The following is a 19655-nucleotide window of genomic DNA, read 5'->3' as shown; positions in this document are numbered from 1 at the left end:
GCTAAAAATCGATAAAATAAGCCACTTTTATATTTATTAGCAGTCAATATGCCTAAGCGAACTGATATTCACTCCATTCTTATTCTTGGCGCGGGTCCTATTGTCATTGGACAAGCATGCGAATTTGATTATTCAGGTACACAGGCAGTGCGTGCCCTAAAAAAAGAAGGGTACCGCGTTATTTTGGTGAATTCCAACCCGGCGACCATCATGACGGATCCGGAGCTGGCTGATGCCACCTATGTTGAACCGGTGTTATGGCCTGAAGTAGCGCGCATTATCGAAAAGGAAAGACCGGATGCCCTTTTGCCGACCATGGGAGGGCAAACGGCCTTAAACTGTGCGCTTGATTTAGTGCGTGAAGGCGTCTTGGAAAAATTTAACGTCGAATTGATTGGGGCTAGCCGGGAAGCCATCGACAAGGCAGAAGATCGTGAAAAATTCCGCTTGCTAATGAAAAAAATTGGGCTTGAGATGCCCCGCTCCGCAATTGCGCATAGTTTGGAAGAAGCCTTGTCCGTGCAGGCGCAATTAGGATTTCCAACCATCATCCGCCCATCATTTACCATGGGGGGCAGCGGCGGCGGTATTGCTTATAACCGTGAAGAATTTGAAGAAATTTGCGCGCGCGGCCTCGAATTATCACCCACTCACGAATTATTACTGGATGAATCAGTTCTTGGCTGGAAAGAGTTTGAGATGGAAGTCGTCCGCGATAAAAACGACAATTGCATCATCGTATGCACCATTGAGAACTTGGATCCCATGGGGGTACACACGGGTGATTCAATTACGGTTGCGCCCGCGCAAACGTTAACGGATAAAGAATTTCAACGCATGCGCGATGCCGCCATTCGCGTTTTGCGTGCCGTAGGCGTGGATACAGGCGGTTCTAATGTGCAATTTGCTGTAAACCCTGAAAATGGGCGCATGCTGGTTGTGGAAATGAACCCGCGCGTGTCGCGCAGCTCAGCCCTGGCATCCAAGGCTACCGGATTCCCCATTGCCAAAGTAGCAGCATTATTGGCAGTGGGTTATACTCTGGATGAATTGGCAAATGAAATTACAGGCGGGAAAACCCCTGCTTCATTTGAGCCTGCTATCGATTATGTGGTTACCAAAATACCGCGTTTTAATTTTGATAAATTCCCGCAAACCCCAAAAACATTGACCACACAAATGAAGTCGGTTGGGGAAGTGATGGCTATCGGCAGCACGTTCCAAGAGTCATTACAAAAAGCCATCCGTGGCTTGGAAATAGGTCGCAGTGGCTTGCAGCCGTTATTCAAGCATGGTGATTTGTCCTTGTTGCGCGGGTATTTACGCGAGCCTACCCCTGATCGCTTATGGTACATAGCCGATGCGTTTCGTCATGGCTTGACGCTTGAGGAAATTCAGCAGGAATCGCGAATTGATCCGTGGTTTTTGCAGCAGATCCAAGAATTGGTTTTCTTGGAAAATAGCATCAAAGGAAATTCCATTCACGAATTGAATGCGCAAAACTTACGGATACTTAAGCAAAAAGGTTTTTCCGATGCCTGTCTGGCTATTCTTCTTAATTGCAAAGAAGAAGAAGTGCGGGTAAAACGTTTGGCAGTCAATGTTTCTCCAGTTTACAAACGTATTGATTCCTGTGCAGGCGAGTTTCCCAGTGCAACGGCGTACCTGTATTCCACGTATGAAGCTTCTTGTGAAGCCGCCCCGCAATTCAATAAACAAAAAATCATGATCTTAGGCGGGGGGCCAAACCGCATCGGCCAGGGCATTGAATTTGATTACTGTTGCGTGCATGCTGCTATGGCACTGCGTGAAGCGGGTTATCAAACGATCATGGTGAATTGCAATCCGGAAACAGTTTCCACGGATTTTGATACATCCGACCGCTTGTATTTTGAGCCGGTTACTTTGGAAGATGTTTTGTCTATTGTGGCGGTGGAGAAACCGGATGGTGTGATTGTGCATTATGGTGGACAAACACCACTTAAGCTTGCACGCGCTTTGGAGGCAAATGGCGTAAAAATCATTGGTACCTCGCCAGATGCAATTGATAAAGCCGAAGACAGAAAGCGCTTCCAGCAATTGGTGACGCGACTGCAATTGCACCAGCCTGCAAATGGCACGGTGCGCAGCGAAGAAGAAGCCATTTCCCTGGCAAATAAAATTGGCTATCCTCTGGTGGTTCGCCCTTCCTATGTCTTGGGCGGCCGGGCAATGGAGATAGTGCATCACGAAGAAGATTTACGGCATTATCTTTCTCATGCAGTGGATGTGTCCGAAGATTCGCCTGTTTTATTGGATCGATTCTTAAATGATGCGATTGAAGTTGATATTGATGCCGTGTGTGATGGTAAAGAAGTCTTAATCGGCGCTATCATGGAACACATCGAGCAAGCAGGGGTACATTCAGGAGACTCAGCCTGCACTTTGCCGCCATTTAGCTTAAGCGTGGTAGTGCAGCAGGATTTGATTGAGCAAATACGCACCATGGCATTGGAGCTGGGCGTCGTAGGGTTAATCAATGCACAATTTGCAATTCAGGCGGATGACATTTATATATTGGAAGTTAACCCGCGCGCTTCACGCACCGTGCCCTTCGTGTCCAAAGCGACGGGGTTACCATTGGCTAAAATTGCTGCCCGCTGCAAGGTTGGGCAAAGTTTAAAGGAACAAGGCTTAAGCCAGCATTATCCAATGCCGGCTTTTTATTCCATTAAACTGCCTGTATTTCCATTTATAAAGTTTTCGGGCGTTGATTCCATTTTAGGGCCTGAAATGAAATCTACAGGCGAAGTCATGGGGATTGCCCGGCGTTTTGGTCAGGCTTACGCAAAAGCGCAACTGGGGGCTGGTGTTAATATTTTGAAACGACGGAAAGCTTTCCTTTCCGTGCGCGATGCAGATAAAGCCAAGGTAGGTGAGATTGCCAAACGCTTGATTGATTTGGGTTTTGAAATTGTGGCAACCAAGGGCACAGCCATAGTTTTGGCAGCTGCAGGCATTGAATGCAAGCGCGTGTTCAAAGTGGCTGAAGGCAGGCCACATATTGTTGATTACATAAAAAACAATGATATTGACTTCATTGTCAATACAACAGAAGGCAAGCAAGCTATTGCCGATTCATTTGCCATACGCCGCAATGCCTTGCAGCATAAGGTTAGCTATACCACGACCTTGTCTGGAGCGGAAGCAGCTTGTTTGGCAATGAAATACGAAGACAGGCAAACGGTGACCCGTTTGCAGGATTTACATAAATAACATGGGAATCATGGCCTAACATGGAAGGTTATGTACTCCTAATTAAGATTTCGAGGATAGAGACATGTCAAAACATCCTATGACGGTGAAAGGCGCACAGGCGCTTAAAGAAGAATTGCATCGCTTGAAAACAATCGAGCGACCAAGAATTATCGAAGCCATTGCTACGGCACGTGCTCATGGTGATCTGAAGGAAAATGCGGAATATCATGCAGCTCGTGAACAACAGAGTTTTATTGAAGGGCGCATTCAGGAACTTGAAGCCAAACTATCCAATGCTCAAATTGTAGACATCAGCAAGATGGAGAATCAAGGACGGGTTGTTTTTGGCACGACTGTACGTTTATGCCATGTGCAAACTGAAGCGGAAATTACCTATCAAATTGTCGGGGAAGACGAAGCGGATTTAAAATTGAATAAAATTTCTTACAGTTCGCCCATAGGACGGGCATTAATTGGCAAAAATTTGGATGACACCGTAGTTGTAAATACGCCGGGTGGCATGGTTGAATACGAAATTATAGCCGTAGACTATACAACGGCCGATGCCTAAATTTTCTGCGCAAGGAAGGAACCCAAGATGTTTCTTCCTTGATTTGGCAATTAAGAGATTTAAAACCGTCATTCCTGAATAATCGCTTGCAGGTGTTTTTCTTCACATGCTGCTAATAATGAATCAATCGCATCCATCATTCCTAAATCACGCAGGACGCGAAATCCCAGATTAGCCGTTGCAGCCGTTCCTTCTGCTTTGATTCCTCGCGTGCGCCATGCCACAAGCTCTTGTTGTAAGTCACTGAAAAGAATGCAATTAAAATGATTGGGATTTTTGGTATAAGCTTGCTGTAATTGCCGCAAGCGATTTTGATATTTTTCAACAACAATCTTTATTTCCTGTTGAGTGTGAGTGCTTGTTTTACGGAGTGGCTTTTGCAACCATTTATTTTGCAAAAGGGAGTAAACGCCGCCGCTTTCCGCCATAAATGGGAGTACGGTAACTTCAACAATACGATTTTTATAAGTAATCTTTCGTTTGTGCCAAGTCGATTCGCTTAAAAAAATTAAATAATCTTTTAACAGTTTCTGATCGCATGCCGGCAAGTTTATTACCAGGTGAACATCGATATCTGAATTTTTCGTATAATTGTAACCGGCATTACTGCCTGTTAACAGGATGTCAACCAATTTGGCATCGGGAAATTGGTTTTTCAATTTATTAAAATAATAATTGCCAATTTGTATCAGTTTTTTGCGCAAATCAGGTTTTAATGTCCCGTCATTAAAAATATCAGGGTTTAACTGGGCATTTCCCTGCCAAATTTCCCTGATTTTTTCATTCAACACCACAGGCGCTTGCTTTGTTTCTGCCGCGGCAAACGTGGCGGGCAGGAACAATTGCCAGGCTGCTAATAACAACAAAAAGTGTTTCATTTTATTCCTTTAACAAAAATACAATGAAAAAGCACTCTTTGATTATAAACTATGCAACGCAAGTTGGTTAAGGGCACCAGGTTTTGTTGTTACAAGCAGTCCCCTGTATTTGGCATCTATGCTCGGTAAATTCCTGACCAATAACGATCTGCACCTAGGCATTTACCCAAATCACATCGTCTTTAATTTGCGTCGAATAAATTTTCAATGGTTTTTCTTTTGAAACTTTGCCCAGTAATTTCCCAACCACCGGTGGCCATGGTGACCAACATGCACTTTCACCAGTTTTTAAATGAAAAGCACTCTTGTGGAAAGGACAAACAATAGCACAATCGTCTGTCAGCTCGCCTTTCAACAGAGGAAGTTTAAGATGCGGGCATTGAGATTGAATGGCATGCACTTCTTCCTGGTGCCAGAGCAGTAGGATCCCTTGATTGTTCAAGGTGAGTTTTTGACGTTTTTTTTGTTGTAATTCGATTAAAGGTAAGGCAGGCAGCCAAGCCATATTGCTCTCCGCATAAGTGGACAGGCTGCATCATACCATAAATTACCAGGGAATCATGGAGTCGTCATAACCACGCAATACTTCAGCATGACTGTTATGTTTATATTTATCGATGACGGTTAGCATATGGTTAACACTGGCATGCGGTGTCAGCGGTGCATTAGGACCTCCTAAGTCTGTTTTTACCCAGCCAGGATGCAACAACATGACGTTTATATTGTCTTGCGCCACATCCAATGCAAAAGAGCGCATGGCACAATTTAAGGCGGCTTTACTCGTGCGATACGCATAGCTTCGCCCTTGTTCATTGCTGCTGATGCTGCCCATCTTTGAACTGATGCAGACAATTAATTTACCTTGGCCGAGCTTTAATGATGGCAGCAAGGCTTCACTCAATTTTAACGGTCCAAAGCAATTGACTTCCACAAGGTGCAGGAAGTTTTCACGCGCAATATTACCTATTGTTACGCCTGATTCTCCGCTTATCCCGGCATTATTTATCAACCAGTCAATGGGTGTCTTGCCGAATTCTTGTGCCAGGGCAACAATGTCATTGGTTTTACTGATATCCAATGTCTTAATGGTCAAATTTTTGTATTGTTTTTGTAGCGTTTTTAAAGCGTGGGCGTCTTTTGGTTTGCGGCAAGTTGCGATGACTTGCATGCCTTGCGCGCAAAGTTGTTTGGCAAATTCAAACCCTATGCCTCGATTTGCACCAGTAATAAATACCGTGTTCATGGGGATCTCCGATTGCTCATGTAAGTTGTCATGAATTACATAGTATAGAAATTTTTAAAAATAACATGCTGCATGGCTTTCTTTCTTATGGCAATTGGCGATGCAAGGATTGCTTGTGTCAGAAAGATTGCAAAAAATAAGCAGGCAAAAATAAATAAATAATTCTATAGTCTTAGCCCCGCGTCGCAAATCATAATGAACTATAATTATACAGTAAGACAACCGCGGGGGGACGAGATGGCTCGGCAAATAACAACGGAAAATTACGTGGATTCCTTCTCAATACATCAATTTTATATGGAAATTCTAAATTGTATGCCCGATATAGTGTACTGGGTTGACAGCGATTGCAATTTAAAAGGGTGTAACATCAGTTTCGTGAAATTGCTTAATTTAAAGCAGGTACGTGATTTTAACGGCACACCTTATGAGCAAATGGCCAAATTTACCAAATGGTCTAAAGAGAGAATCGAAGCATTTCGCTTGGATGACATGAAAGTTATTTTTTCCGGGCAGCAGCAATGGGATATTGAAGAAGCGCCAGTTTATGATGAAAAAGGCGAGGCAACTTATTTTTTAGCCAGGCGCGTGCCCCTGTTTGATGAGCATCGTCATGTAACCGAGCTGGTTGTGGTGTTAACTGATATAACCGAGCGAAAAAAACTGGAAACCCAGGTTGCCAAGCCGGAAGAAGAAGTTCCCCAGGAAGTAAAACATGTTGCCGAGCCTCATATATTGATGGTGGAAGATAATTTTATAGCTCAGAAGGTTGAAGAAGCATTGCTTACCGCATTGAATTGCCAGGTTGATATTGCTGAGTCCGGTGATAAAGCTTTGCAGCTTTTCAGTCCGGGCAAATATGACATGGTGTTAATGGATATAGGGCTTGAGGATACATCAGGTTATATGGTGGCGAAAAAATTCCGGCAAATGGAAGAAAATACTGATTTTCATGTACCCATTATTGCCCTTACCTCTTACCAGGCGGATGTAGTGAAGGAAGATTGTAAAGAATATTTTATGGATGGGGTTTTGACCAAGCCTTTAACCAGTGAACAAGCCAAACAGATTATTCAACATTTTGTTAACCACGAAAAAATTGCGGTCAAGGGTTTAAAGGGTGAAAATTAATCGTTGATTGCAAGGAAATGGCCCGCATCGCGGGCCATAGAATTTTTAGGGTAAGAAATAATAGGGGTTAGGCAATTTAAACGTTTTTTCGGCTGAACCGCCTGTCAAATCGCTGTGCTGATCCCCAATTGAGGCGATGATGGTATAGCCTGACTTGGCAATGGAAGCTCTGGTGCCTGCTTTAAAAGGGATGATCGATGCTTTGTCATAATTATCCGGTTTTAAATATAAGCCGCTCCAGCCTTTATAGCCGGCTTTTTCCAAATTTTTAATGGTAGGCGCACGCTCAGCTTCTCTTCGTCCTGTAACAAAAAATACAGCGATGCCGTGTTTTAAGGCTTGCTGATATAAAGCCAACATGGGTTGAATGGCGGGGGAATCTGCCGCCATAATTTCGCGATGCCATATTTTTTTATTGCCACCGAAATTATGGGAAGCCATTTTGTTATAATTCGATAAGCTGGTTTCATCAATATCCAACACAATGGCCAGTTTTTTCGGCTGCGGACTTTTCTGGTTGGCTTTGGCTTTCTCAAGAATAAATTGTTGAGCGAGCACAAGGGTTTGGGTTAATTCCTTTTCATAAGTCCCTGAGTCATGATAAGCCTTAACTTCTTGCGTCAAAAGCCCAAGGTTTGCCGGTTCGGCAAAAGCAAATTGTGCGCAAATGAGAGCGCATGCCAGGCTTAGGGTTTTTAAAAAAGAATAGTGCTTCATGGTTACGTCCTTCCTTTGCAGTTTTCTGCATTTTATCGTGAATAAAATGTTTGTCAATCAGGCAGATTGTTTATAATTTTTATAATCGATGCCTAAGCGGCGTAGGGTGCCATACCCCGCTTAGGTAGGAGTGGCTGCTTCATCATCATGAGTTGGCCAACTTGCCCGCTTTATACAGAATGAGATATCATTAGCCTTTTTCTTTAAAGAGAACTAATTTAGTACTATATATATTAAATAAGACTTAATTAGTACTAGATTATTGAAAGTAGGAATGGTATGCTGCGCATCAGCAAATTGGCCGATTATGGAACAGTAGTGATGGTGTATCTTGCGAAGCGCCCGCAGCAAGTTTGCAACGCGCGGGATATTGCTTTGCATACCCATTTGACTGTCCCCACAGTCAGCAAATTATTAAAGCGCTTAACCGCTGCAGGTTTGTTATCCTCAGTGCGTGGCGTTGCGGGTGGATACCGATTACAACGGCCCGCATCCGCCATTTCAGTCACTGAAATTATTTATGCACTGGAAGAATCCCGCGGTTTAACCGAGTGCAGCCTGGAACCAAATGAATGTTCTTTACAAGGTGTCTGCCATGTGCAGGGGAATTGGCGCTTGATTAGCCAAGCAATTGAATCCGCCTTGAGCAGCGTCAGTCTGGAGGCATTGGCTAAACCAGCCTTGCAAATGATTAACCTTGATCGCATCAAGCAGTTAGGGAGCCTATAATGGCTAAAGAAAACACACAGATTAATTCTCTTCTTGAGCGGGAATACCAGCATGGATTTGTGACCGACATTGAAGTTGAAACGTTTCCACCGGGTTTGGATGAGGAGACGATTCGCCGCTTGTCGGCTATAAAAAATGAGCCTGAGTTTTTGTTGGAATGGCGTTTGCAAGCGTTTGAATATTGGCGCACCATGCTGCATCCTGAGTGGTCCAGTGTCCGTTATCCCCCGATTGACTATCAGGCAATTTCTTATTATTCCGCGCCTAAAAATTTAAAAGACAGGCCGAAAAGTCTGGATGAAGTGGATCCTGAATTATTACGAACTTATGAAAAATTAGGCATTCCCCTGCGCGAGCAAGAAATGCTGGCAGGAGTGGCAGTGGATGCGGTTTTTGACAGTGTATCGGTTGCGACTACGTTTAAAGCAAAACTGGCAGAAAAAGGTGTAATTTTTTGTCCTCTTTCCGAAGCAGTGCATGAATACCCTGATTTGGTGCGCAGATATCTGGGCTCTGTTGTTTCTTATCGCGATAATTTCTATGCAGCCCTTAATTCTGCAGTATTTAGCGACGGTTCATTTGTCTATGTGCCGAAAGGGGTGCGCTGCCCGATGGAATTATCCACTTATTTTCGCATCAATGCAGCATCTACCGGTCAATTTGAACGCACGTTGATCGTTGCGGACGATAATAGTTACGTTTCCTACCTTGAAGGGTGTACCGCCCCCATGCGCGATGAAAATCAATTGCATGCGGCAGTCGTAGAGTTGGTGGCTATGGATGGCGCACAAATTAAATATTCCACCGTGCAAAATTGGTACCCTGGCGATAAAGAGGGCAAGGGTGGTATTTATAATTTCGTAACCAAGCGTGGTGCTTGCCGTGGGAAACGTTCCAAAATTTCCTGGACGCAAATTGAGACGGGTTCTGCGATTACCTGGAAATACCCGAGCGTGATTTTGCAGGGCGACGATTCGGTAGGTGAATTTTATTCCGTTGCGGTAACAAATAATCATCAACAAGCGGATACAGGTACTAAGATGATTCATTTGGGCAAAAATACCCGCTCAACGATCATTGCCAAAGGGATAAGTGCGGGACAGTCGCATAATGCTTATCGGGGTTTGGTGCGCATTGCGCCCACTGCACTCAATGCACGGAATTTTACCCAATGTGATTCCATGTTGATGGGTAGCCAATCTGCCGCCCATACATTTCCCTACATTGAAGTGAAAAACCCGACGGCACAAGTAGAACACGAAGCCACAACGTCAAAAATCAGCGAAGAGCAATTGTTTTATTGCCAACAACGGGGCATCGATACAGAAGATGCTGTTTCCATGATTGTGAATGGTTTTTGCAAGCAAGTTCTTAAAGAATTACCAATGGAATTTGCAGTGGAAGCGACCAAGTTGTTAGGCATCAGTTTGGAAGGGGCAGTAGGTTAAGATGTTATCAATCAATCAATTAAATGTAGCCATTAATGCACAACCCATTTTAAAAGGCATCGACTTGACTGTGGGTGCAGGAGAAGTTCATGCCATTATGGGCCCAAATGGTTCTGGAAAAAGTACTTTATCCAAGGTCTTGGCAGGACACCCGGCGTATGAAGTAACGGGTGGAGATATTCATTTCCTGGGACAAGATTTGCTGCCTTTATCCCCCGCGGAACGGGCACAAGCTGGAATTTTCATGTCTTTTCAATATCCAGTCGAAATTCCTGGCGTTACGAATATTAATTTTTTAAAGGCAGCGGTGAACGCCGTACGCAAAGGGCAAGGCAAGAATACGCTGGATGCGATCGAATTTTTAAGTTTTATACGGGAAAAATGCAAGTTATTGGATATGGATGAAAGCTTTTTATATCGCAGCATCAATGAAGGATTTTCAGGCGGTGAGAAAAAGCGCAACGAAATTCTGCAAATGGCTGCTCTGGAACCTAAATTGGCTGTTTTAGATGAAACGGATTCTGGCCTTGATATCGATGCCTTGCGCATCATTGCCGAAGGGGTAAATGCCATGCGCAGCCCCGAGCGTTCCATCATTATGGTCACCCATTATCAACGCCTGTTAAATTACATTCAGCCTGATTTCATTCATGTACTGGCAAATGGCCGCATTATTAAATCCGGTGATAAATCCCTCGCGTTGGAATTGGAAGAAAAAGGATACAGTTGGTTGGAGGAGTCAGAGCAGTCATGAGTGATGTCCTTGATTTTTATCGACAACAAGCCCAACTAAAAATTTCACCAATTTCCTGGTTGGCGCGCTTACAGCAGCAAGGGCTTAATGAACTGGCTCGCTTAGGCTTCCCAACGCGACATCATGAAGAATGGAAATACACCTTAATTGATTCTTTTTTACAACACCGCTTTACACAAAATGAAAGCTCGCCATTGGCCCAGGAAAGTTATGCAGCTGATTTGCCTGTAGAAGGTTATATTGTCTCGTGGGTTAACGGTTGCTGGGTTCAATCTGGGCAATATACTTTGCCGGCTGGGGTTATTATATTGCCTTTGGCGCAAGCGATTGAGGAGCACCCTGAAAAAATTCAGCCTTATTTAGGGCAAATTCTGCAGCAAGAGCATGGTTTTCAGGCTTTGAACACGGCTATGCTGCATGCTGGCATATTTATTTATTTACCGGCAGGAGTTTCCCTGCCGCAACCTGTTATCTTGTCACACATGCAAGATAAGGATAATCAAGCCGTTTTCATGCGCCACCTGCTGGTGGCCGAGGCAGGCAGTTCTGCTGTGGTGATCGAGGATTTTCAGGGCAAGCCCGAAAGGACTTATTTTACCAATACGATTACCGAATTACATGCAGCAGCCAATGCCAAATTGAGCCATTATAAGCTGCAACGTGAAAGCCGCAGCGCATACCATATGGGGCATTTGGCGGTTAAACAGGCACAAGGGAGTGAAGTCGACACGCATGCCTTAAGCCTGGGCGGGAAGCTGATGCGCAGTGACATCAGCATTGATTTGCATGAACCGCACGCACGCTGTTTGCTAAATGGTATTTATGCCCCGGGTAAGGCCCAGCATATGGATCATCATACCGTGGTGAACCATAATGTTCCTGATTGCCGTAGTGAGCAGGATTATAAAGGTATTTTAAGTGGTGATTCGCGCGCGGTCTTTAATGGCAAGGTGATGGTGGCCAAGCATGCGCAACACACAGAAGCGAGGCAGCAAAATAAAAATTTATTACTGGCGGCCAATGCCGAAATTGATACCAAACCGCAATTGGAAATTTTTGCCGATGATGTAGTATGCAGCCATGGGGCAACGGTGGGGCAGCTTGATGAAGAAGCGTTGTTTTATTTTGCTGCCCGCGGCATCGAACAGGATGAGGCTCGCCGTTTTTTAGTTAAAGCTTTTGCCGCAGATAATTTGCGGATGATGGGGACGCCTAAATTGGCAAACTGGCTAAATCAATTATTGTGTCAGCAACTGGGATAACCGTATGAATCGTGCCAATGAGTTAATTAATGCATTCGATGTACAAGCTATCCGTCAGGATTTCCCTATTTTGCAGCAAAGCGTAAACGATTGTCCGCTGATTTACCTGGACAATGCAGCGACCACGCAAAAACCGAAAGCAGTTATTGATGCCATTGCCAATTATTATTTGCATGATAATGCGAATGTGCACCGCAGTGTACATGCACTGAGTGCACGTGCCACGCAGCAGTTTGAAGCAGTACGTGAAAAAGTCCAACGCTTTATCAATGCGAAATACCCGCATGAGTGCATTTTTGTGCGCGGCACCACCGAAGCCATTAATTTAGTCGCGCAAAGCTTCGTTGCCCCGCGTATTTTGCCGGGTGAGGAAATTTTAATTACCCACATGGAGCATCATTCCAATATTGTCCCCTGGCAGATGGTATGCAAAAAAACAGGTGCCGTGTTAAAAGTTGCACCCATCAACTTGGATGGTGAAATTTTGCTGGATGAGTTTGCCAGGCAATTGTCCAGTAATACAAAATTTGTTGCCATTAATTATGTTTCCAATGCTCTGGGTACCATTAACCCGGTTAAAAAAATGATAGAAATGGCGCATGCGTATGGCGCATTGGTTTTATTAGACGGTGCGCAGGCAACCGCGCATTTGCCTGTTGATGTGCAATCCCTTGGTTGTGATTTCTACGCATTTTCCGGGCACAAAATGTATGGGCCTACAGGCATTGGCGTACTTTGGGGGCGCGAGCATTTGCTGGATGATATGGGGCCGTATCAGGGTGGTGGTGAAATGATAAGTTATGTCACCATGGAAGCCACTGCCTATGCGCCGCTTCCTTATAAATTTGAAGCAGGTACTCCTAATATTGCAGGAGCAATTGGCTTAGGGGCGGCCATGGATTATTTATGGTCTTTAGATCTTGAAGCTGTGGTCGCTTACGAAGCGCATTTGTTGGCTTATGCAACGGATGCGGTTCATTCTGTGAAAGGCTTTAATTTGATCGGCACCGCGCGAGATAAAGTTCCAATCGTCTCTTTTGTGCATGGAAAAATCCATTCACATGATATTGGTACCATATTGGATAGCGAGGGAATTGCCATCCGCAGCGGCCATCATTGCGCCATGCCATTAATGGATTTTTTTGACGTGCCTGCCACTACACGAATTTCCTTGTCTTTTTACAATACCGAGCAAGAAATCGATGAATGTGTGAAAGCGTTATATAAAGTAAAAGAGGTATTTGCTTGATGGATTTGCGAGACTTGTATCAAGAGATCATCATCGATCATAACCGTAATCCCAGAAATCATCGCAGTATGGAACATCCCACCTGCGAAGCCAAAGGGTTTAACCCCTTGTGCGGCGATAAACTTACGGTTTATTTGAAACTCCGTAACAATAAGATAGACGATATCAGTTTTTTGGGATGCGGCTGTGCTATCTCGCAAGCTTCTGCTTCATTAATGACCGAAGTATTGCGCCATAAAACCATAGAGGAAGCCCATGATTTGTTTCGGCGGTTTCATCATATGGTTACCGTGGATGAAGAGCAACCCCAGACCTTGGATAAGCTTGCGGTATTGGCTGGCGTGCGGACTTTCCCGGCACGTGTTAAATGCGCCACTTTGGCATGGCATACCCTGGAGTCGGCATTGAACCAGGAAAAAGCTATGGTAACAACGGAATAAGTAAGTATGTTTGGTTTTAAGAAAAAACAAGATTCTAAGGAAGCGTTGCAGGAAGCTGTGATTGCCGCGCTTAAAACGGTATTTGATCCCGAAATCCCGGTTAATATTTATGATTTAGGCTTGATTTATGCAATCCAAGTCGATGATCAACAGCATGTTCATATTCAAATGACGCTTACTTCTCCAGGCTGTCCTGTAGCCCAAACTTTTCCGGGAACCGTAGAACAAACCGTTAATAAGGTGGAGGGAGTAGGTGATTGCACTGTTGAACTGGTTTGGGAGCCGCCATGGACGCAAGAGCGCATGACTGAGGCGGCACGTTTGGAATTGGGAATTTTTTACTAAGAAGGTGCGCCAGCACCCCTGCCATAGGATGCAGATGAGTTATCCTTCGTTATCCAGTAGCCACAATTCTCCTCTCCTGAAAAAATTTTTGCACGTCGGCAGCAAAGTTTTTTTTGCCAGCTTTTTAATACACTCCTCACAGAGTTATTCATAATTGTATAAGACTCAAATTCCAATCAACAGCAATGACAATGTACGTACATCATACTATAATATCTTTAAATAGGAGATAAATATGGCTACGTTAGATAATGATGCAAAACAAGAAAAACTAAATATGCGAATTAATAGTGAAGCACGAATGCTTATTGATCGTGCGGCAAAAATTAGAGGTAAAAACAGATCTGATTTTATTTTAAGTGCAGCTCGTCGAGAAGCTGAAGAAACGATTTTGGAACAAACGCTAATAAAAGCTAGTCCTGAAGCATATGCTGCGTTTTTACAACAACTGGACAAGGCTCCAATGCCGAATGAGCAATTAATTAAAACTATGCAGACAAAGGCACCTTGGGATAAAGAATGATTTTACAACCAGAGCCCATAAGTGAACAACATAATATACAGGGATTTAATTCAGGTGAAGAAACCCTTGATGTCTGGTTAAAAACAAAAGCAATCAGAAATCAAAAAGCAAATGCTTCCCGCACCTATGTAGCAGTGAGTAATGAACGTGTCATAGCCTATTATGTCTTGGCATCTAGCTCTGTAGATGGGAGTTTGGCTACAGGTCGTTTTAGAAGAAACATGCCCATTCCAGTTCCAGTAGTGATTCTTGGTAGGCTTGCTATTGATTTAGCATATCAACATAAAGGCCTAGGGAGAGCATTAGTTCGTGATGCAGGACTAAGAGTTATTCAAGCAGCCGAAACTATAGGTATTAGAGGATTACTAGTTCATGCAATCTCTACCAATGCAAAAGACTTCTATACCAAACTAGGTTTTGAGCCTTCTTTAATTGATCCCATGACGCTAATGGTAACATTAGATGATTTAAAAGCAGCAATACAAGTCTGATCGATATCAAAATATAATATTTCTCTGTATTTTAGAATATTATGGGCATAGTAAAAATATCAGATGAGCTGCATGATTCAACAAAACTCATAGCACGAGCAATGAGCCGACCTATTAATTCTCAAGAGAATACTGGCTTAGAGCTGGAAACTGGCCGAAGAAAATCCCTCCATGACCTACCCTGAAATCCTCAAAATTTTAGTAACTCAAACATCAAAGGTGAGATAAACGATGTTAGTGAAAAACTCTGATGCAATAGAAAAGATGCGCGTTGCCTCGGACGTCTAGCAGCGTCCGTACTTGAAATGATTGAACCTTACGTGCGTGCAGGCCTAAGTACCAATGAGCTTGAGCAAATTTGCCGTTAATACATTTCGTCAAAATTTAAATGAGAGCGGGATAAAACCCCGGTTATCCAAGCAAAAGTAACCGATTGCATCCAACAACACCTGATAATCACATTTATAAAGAAAGAAATATCGTTGCACGTTGCTTTCGAAAAATTAAGCTTTAGAGGAATTGCAACACGATACGACAATGCAAATTCCTTGCGCGGGAGAGGGGGTAGATCGAAGTGAAATAGAAAAATTTGTGCTCAATTTAAGATGAAATCTTGGCTAAAAAACTTTAGGGACGTTGCCTAATTAGGTACGTAAATTAAAGCTGAGGAGTCTACAAAAAACTTTAGGAGCGTTACCTGTATGCTTTGATAAAATAACATACAATAAGTGGCTGCTATTATGCAATTTAGCATTTATTATTTACAAAAATCGTGTTTTTCATTCGGACTGCTCATGATAATATTTGCACAATTTGAATTTCATGCGGCTTTTTATGGAAAAACCGATTTGGCAACCTTCTGCTTCCCTGCCATCGTTGCACACGCGGGCGCTCATCTTAAATAAAATCAGGCACTTTTTTAATGTTCGAGGCTATTTGGAAGTTGAAACCCCGGTCATGGCACATTTCGGCATTACCGATGTTTATTTGGCAAATATAGAAGCTGTTTTTCGTGGTCAGCGTTATTTTCTGCAAACATCTCCCGAATACCATATGAAACGCTTATTGGCAGCAGGAAGCGGGCCAATTTATCAATTAGCACGGGTATTCCGTGATGATGAGCTTGGCCGCTGGCATAATCCTGAATTCACCCTGCTGGAATGGTATCAACTCAATATTGATCATTATCAACTGATGGGGGAAGTCGAAGCCTTGCTGCAAGAGATCCTGGCTTGTGGCCCGCTGCAAAGGTTAAGCTATCAACATATTTTCATGCAAATATGTGATTTTGACCCATTCGATACCAGCCTGAACGAATTAAAAAAGGCATTGACGCGTTTTGCATTAACCGGAATTTTGCCTGCAGAAGAAACAGATTTCGATCAGTATTTATTTTTATTGATGAGCCATGTAGTGGAGCCTGCTCTCGCCAAAGAGGCTACACCTGTCGCCGTTTATAATTTTCCTGCATCGCAAGCCGCACTTGCGCAAATAAAAAACGGCATGGCCGAGCGTTTTGAAGTGTATTTTAAAGGGGTGGAATTGGCTAATGGCTTCCATGAGTTAACAGATAAGGATGCCCAGGAAAAAAGATTTTTGCAGGATGTGCGCCTCAGAAAAGCGCGTGCCTTGCCGGGTAGCCCGCCGGATGAATTTTTGCTGCAGGCATTGGAACATGGCTTGCCGGCATGCAGTGGTGTAGCTTTGGGTGTCGATCGGCTGTTAGCCATAGCATTAGGGCATTCTTCTATCGCAGACACATTGGCGTTTGATTTCTCCCGCGCTTAATTTACAAAATTTGTACGAGTGCCCGTTTGATTTGCTCTTGGGTCTGCAGCATGTGCTCCTCATTTAAATAGCGGCTGCGCGGCCAGAAAAAACCTTTTAAGCCATCTCCTTTATTGCGGGGAATAGCATGCACATGTAAATGGGGGATACTTTGACTGATGGTGTTATTCATGGCTATAAAACTTCCAGCCGCATTCATGCCAAGTTCTACTGCTTTACCAATGCTTTTTACAAGTTTGAAAAAATCCCCTATTAAATCTTCTGGTAAATCATACAAGGTTTCTACATGTTTGCTAGGTGAAATCAAGGTGTGGCCTGGGAACAGGGGGCGATGGTCCAGGAAAGCAATGAATTGTTCATTTTCAAAGATGATGCAGGCTGTTTCTTTCTTGTTTACTATTTGATCAATGATGCATGTCCCCTTTAAATTTGCCATGGACAACTCCATTTTGTCGAAATTTCTATCCAGTCTGGATGCCTAAACAGATAGATAGTCGGATGTATCCTGTTTTGTAACTGTTATTGGATAAAATAGTCAAGAGTAGACTTTAATATAAGAAGCCACTACAAAAACTAGCGAGCCATTCCGTGCGGCTTACGACATGTGCAAATGAAAATAATGCTCTGTGATAGGGAGATCTTATGCATACAATCGGCGGTTATTTGGCAAAACGCCTGAGAGATTTGGCAATTAGAAACTGTTTTGCCATCCCAGGAGACTATAATTTGGTGCTGCTGGATGAGGTAATAAAAAATAAAGATCTGCACATGATTTATTGTTGCAATGAGCTGAATGCAGGGTATGCAGCGGATGGGTATGCACGGGTGCATGGAGTTTCCGCTCTGTTTCTCACCTTTAGCGTCGGCGGTTTAAGTGCCATGAATGCGATTGCCGGGGCTTTTGCAGAAAATCTGCCCGTTATCGTAGTGTCTGGCGGTCCAAATACAAATTCCATCCAAGACGCTGAAATTTTGCACCATACTTTGGCTAATGATGACCTTCTTTTCGTACGTGACATGTATGCGCGGATTACGGCACATTCCGTACGCATCCACCAGCCAAAACATGCCGCCTTGCAAATTGATGCAGCGATTGCTCAGGCAATACAAAAGAAAAAACCTGTATACATTGAAATTGCTTGTAACCTGGCTAATTACCCTATATCTGATCCAACCGAGCGCGCCTTTAATGTCATTAAGAAAAGTGATAGTTCTTCCCTGCAGGCTGCAGTCCGACATGCAGCTGAAAAATTGAATCAAGCACGCAAACCGCTGCTTATCCTGGGCAGCAAGACGCGGGCTTGTGAAGCTGTAGCGGCAGCAAATGAATTAAGCCTCGCCACAGGTTATGCTTTGGCAGCGATGCCGGACGCAAAAGGATTTATTTCCGAACAGCATCCTAATTTTATTGGCATTTATTGGGGGCCCGTGAGTTCACCTGGTTGTGCTGAAGTGGTGGATTCCAGTGATGCGTATTTACTCATTGGGGCAAATGAAAACGATTACACAACCGTGGGTCATAGGTGGGGAATTACTCTTTTGAAAACAGTTTCCATCAGTGAAGGGCAAGTATGTATTGGGCAATGTGTTTATACCGATGTGTTTATGCATGATTTTTTAAAGGGTTTGCAAAAAGAATTACAATTTAATGATAATTCGCTCCGGGCTTATCAACGCATTGCGGGTGAGGCGCCATTGTATAATGAGGTTACACCCGACGCGCAAGGATCCATTAGTACCCGTTACCTGTTTGCGCAAATCCAAAATATATTGAGTAATCAATTTTCGATTTTGGCTGAAACAGGTGATTCCTGGTTTAATTGCATGCGCTTAAAATTGCCTGAAGGCTGTGGTTTTGAAATTCAAATGCAGTATGGCTCTATTGGCTGGTCGGTTGGGGCTTTATTGGGGATGCAGGCGGCGCTTGCTGATAAAAAACGCGTAATTGCCTGCATAGGTGACGGTTCTTTTCAAATGAGTGCTCAGGAGTTATCAACCATTATCCGTTACGATCTAAAGCCTATTATTTTTCTTATGAACAACGCAGCTTATACCATTGAAGTGCAAATTCATGATGGACCATATAATAAACTCAATAATTGGCATTATGCGCAGTTAACTGCAGTTTTTGGCCGGGGGCACGCCGGGATAAAATCATTTACGGTCAGCACGCGATCCGAGTTAAATGCAGCCATCGAGACGGCAGTTAAGACGCCTCATCTTTGTTTTATCGAAGTTTTATTGGACAAAGACGATTGCAATAAGCACTTGCTTGAGTGGGGAGCGTGCGTGGCCCGCTACAATAGTAGACCGCCCAGAGTATGATCCTGGGAGCTTTTTAATATCGCCAAAAATCAGCCGCGAATAGAGCTGCAGAAACTCGCAGGATTGGTTGTGCAGCAAAAAATTTATAAAATAAGGAGTAAAATGTCTGCCAAAATCTTTTCTTATCCTTTAGTTATCAAGGAAATTTATTTAGATACCTTCGGCCATGTCAACAATGCTACGTATTTGACTTTGTTTGAGGAAGCGCGCTGGGAATTGATAACACAAAACGGTTATGGGATGGCTAAAATTCAGGAAAGCGGTTTAGGCCCTACCATACTTGAGATAAAAATCACCTTCCTGCGGGAATTACGCCTGCGCGATGAAATCGTCATCAATACGCAAATGCTTGCTTATGAAAAAAAAATTGGCAAACTTTCGCAACAAATGGTTCGCAATGGTGAACTGTGTTGCCAGGCTGAATTGATAATTGGCTTGTTTGATTTGCAAACAAGAAAGCTGGTGTTGCCTACCGAAGATTGGCTGCATGCAGTGGGTATGTAAGAAAGGTTCTTACATACCGC

At 43.6% G+C, this 19655-nt stretch carries 21 protein-coding genes and 1 pseudogene; 17 read left to right on the top strand and 5 right to left on the bottom strand.

Translation table 11 applies throughout. The features are described from left to right. The first annotated feature begins 48 nt into the window (after positions 1-48). A complete protein-coding gene (gene carB / locus NKV53_RS01930) occupies positions 49-3255 on the top strand; it encodes a carbamoyl-phosphate synthase large subunit (RefSeq protein WP_127057061.1) in 3207 nt (1068 codons plus the stop codon). A 64-nt stretch (positions 3256-3319) separates the two neighbouring features. Further along, a complete protein-coding gene (gene greA / locus NKV53_RS01925) occupies positions 3320-3808 on the top strand; it encodes a transcription elongation factor GreA (RefSeq protein WP_126953840.1) in 489 nt (162 codons plus the stop codon). A 68-nt stretch (positions 3809-3876) separates the two neighbouring features. Here greA and NKV53_RS01920 read toward each other — a convergent pair whose 3' ends face one another. The 3 genes from NKV53_RS01920 to NKV53_RS01910 all read right to left on the bottom strand — a co-directional run bounded on the left by NKV53_RS01920 (position 3877) and on the right by NKV53_RS01910 (position 5929). Then, on the bottom strand, positions 3877-4686 hold the full coding sequence (locus NKV53_RS01920; RefSeq protein WP_126953839.1) for a hypothetical protein: 810 nt from the start codon (positions 4684-4686) through the stop codon (positions 3877-3879). A 154-nt stretch (positions 4687-4840) separates the two neighbouring features. Beyond that, positions 4841-5191 carry a Rieske (2Fe-2S) protein gene (locus NKV53_RS01915; protein WP_126953838.1) on the bottom strand — a complete coding sequence of 117 codons (351 nt, stop codon included), beginning with the start codon at positions 5189-5191 and terminating at the stop codon, positions 4841-4843. Positions 5192-5233: 42 nt separating this feature from the next. Further along, positions 5234-5929, bottom strand: coding sequence for an SDR family oxidoreductase (locus NKV53_RS01910; protein WP_126953837.1), 696 nt, complete (start codon positions 5927-5929; stop codon positions 5234-5236). 237 nt (positions 5930-6166) lie between these two features. Between NKV53_RS01910 and NKV53_RS01905 the strand changes: the two genes are divergently transcribed. Next, positions 6167-7060, top strand: coding sequence for a response regulator (locus NKV53_RS01905; protein WP_126953836.1), 894 nt, complete (start codon positions 6167-6169; stop codon positions 7058-7060). Positions 7061-7105: 45 nt separating this feature from the next. On the opposite strand, the gene NKV53_RS01900 is transcribed toward NKV53_RS01905, so the two are convergent. Next, a complete protein-coding gene (locus tag NKV53_RS01900) occupies positions 7106-7777 on the bottom strand; it encodes an HAD family acid phosphatase (protein WP_127111007.1) in 672 nt (223 codons plus the stop codon). A gap of 279 nt (positions 7778-8056) precedes the next feature. On the opposite strand from NKV53_RS01900, the gene NKV53_RS01895 reads away from it, so the two are divergent. The 12 genes and pseudogenes from NKV53_RS01895 (at position 8057) to epmA (ending at position 16806) form a co-directional block, all read left to right on the top strand. After that, positions 8057-8506 (top strand): SUF system Fe-S cluster assembly regulator, encoded by a 450-nt coding sequence (locus NKV53_RS01895; RefSeq protein WP_126953834.1) that lies wholly within the window; start codon positions 8057-8059, stop codon positions 8504-8506. Next, positions 8506-9954, top strand: coding sequence for a Fe-S cluster assembly protein SufB (gene sufB / locus NKV53_RS01890; RefSeq protein ID WP_127032403.1), 1449 nt, complete (start codon positions 8506-8508; stop codon positions 9952-9954). Before NKV53_RS01895 ends, sufB begins: the two co-directional genes overlap by 1 nt. Position 9955: 1 nt before the next feature. Beyond that, on the top strand, positions 9956-10708 hold the full coding sequence (gene sufC, locus NKV53_RS01885) for a Fe-S cluster assembly ATPase SufC (RefSeq protein WP_126953832.1): 753 nt from the start codon (positions 9956-9958) through the stop codon (positions 10706-10708). Further along, positions 10705-11970 (top strand): Fe-S cluster assembly protein SufD, encoded by a 1266-nt coding sequence (sufD, locus tag NKV53_RS01880; RefSeq protein ID WP_253350594.1) that lies wholly within the window; start codon positions 10705-10707, stop codon positions 11968-11970. The genes sufC and sufD overlap by 4 nt, the downstream gene beginning before the upstream one ends. A 4-nt stretch (positions 11971-11974) precedes the next feature. Then, a complete protein-coding gene (locus NKV53_RS01875) occupies positions 11975-13219 on the top strand; it encodes a cysteine desulfurase (RefSeq protein WP_126953830.1) in 1245 nt (414 codons plus the stop codon). Further along, positions 13219-13659 carry a Fe-S cluster assembly sulfur transfer protein SufU gene (sufU, locus tag NKV53_RS01870; RefSeq protein WP_126953829.1) on the top strand — a complete coding sequence of 147 codons (441 nt, stop codon included), beginning with the start codon at positions 13219-13221 and terminating at the stop codon, positions 13657-13659. Before NKV53_RS01875 ends, sufU begins: the two co-directional genes overlap by 1 nt. A gap of 6 nt (positions 13660-13665) precedes the next feature. After that, the gene (locus NKV53_RS01865; RefSeq protein WP_126953828.1) at positions 13666-14004 is read left to right on the top strand and encodes an SUF system Fe-S cluster assembly protein; all 339 of its coding nucleotides are present in this window, start codon (positions 13666-13668) and stop codon (positions 14002-14004) included. A gap of 235 nt (positions 14005-14239) precedes the next feature. Then, positions 14240-14527, top strand: coding sequence for a DUF1778 domain-containing protein (locus NKV53_RS01860; RefSeq protein ID WP_126953827.1), 288 nt, complete (start codon positions 14240-14242; stop codon positions 14525-14527). Continuing rightward, on the top strand, positions 14524-15018 hold the full coding sequence (locus NKV53_RS01855) for a GNAT family N-acetyltransferase (RefSeq protein WP_127032404.1): 495 nt from the start codon (positions 14524-14526) through the stop codon (positions 15016-15018). The genes NKV53_RS01860 and NKV53_RS01855 overlap by 4 nt, the downstream gene beginning before the upstream one ends. Positions 15019-15059: 41 nt before the next feature. Further along, positions 15060-15203: a ParD-like family protein gene (locus NKV53_RS01850; protein WP_233579567.1), complete on the top strand. Its 144-nt coding sequence runs from the start codon at positions 15060-15062 to the stop codon at positions 15201-15203. 46 nt (positions 15204-15249) lie between these two features. Next, a pseudogene (locus NKV53_RS01845) lies at positions 15250-15383 on the top strand (type I methionyl aminopeptidase); the annotation flags it as partial. A gap of 469 nt (positions 15384-15852) precedes the next feature. Next, the gene (epmA, locus tag NKV53_RS01840) at positions 15853-16806 is read left to right on the top strand and encodes an elongation factor P--(R)-beta-lysine ligase (protein ID WP_127033413.1); all 954 of its coding nucleotides are present in this window, start codon (positions 15853-15855) and stop codon (positions 16804-16806) included. 1 nt (position 16807) lies between these two features. Here the strand turns inward: epmA and NKV53_RS01835 are convergent, their stop codons facing one another. Then, complete coding sequence (locus tag NKV53_RS01835; protein WP_126953824.1) at positions 16808-17242, bottom strand: HIT family protein; 435 nt, start codon at positions 17240-17242, stop codon at positions 16808-16810. Between the two features lie 206 nt (positions 17243-17448). On the opposite strand from NKV53_RS01835, the gene NKV53_RS01830 reads away from it, so the two are divergent. After that, on the top strand, positions 17449-19131 hold the full coding sequence (locus NKV53_RS01830) for a thiamine pyrophosphate-binding protein (protein ID WP_126953823.1): 1683 nt from the start codon (positions 17449-17451) through the stop codon (positions 19129-19131). A 102-nt stretch (positions 19132-19233) separates the two neighbouring features. Continuing rightward, positions 19234-19635: a thioesterase family protein gene (locus tag NKV53_RS01825; protein ID WP_126953822.1), complete on the top strand. Its 402-nt coding sequence runs from the start codon at positions 19234-19236 to the stop codon at positions 19633-19635. Positions 19636-19655: the final 20 nt, after the last annotated feature.

The sequence above is a fragment of the Legionella sp. 27cVA30 genome, from assembly GCF_024160945.1.
Taxonomy (GTDB): Bacteria; Pseudomonadota; Gammaproteobacteria; order Legionellales; family Legionellaceae; genus Legionella_A; species Legionella_A septentrionalis.
Note: the sequence above shows the minus strand (reverse complement) of the source record. Positions and strands in the feature narration are given on the sequence as shown.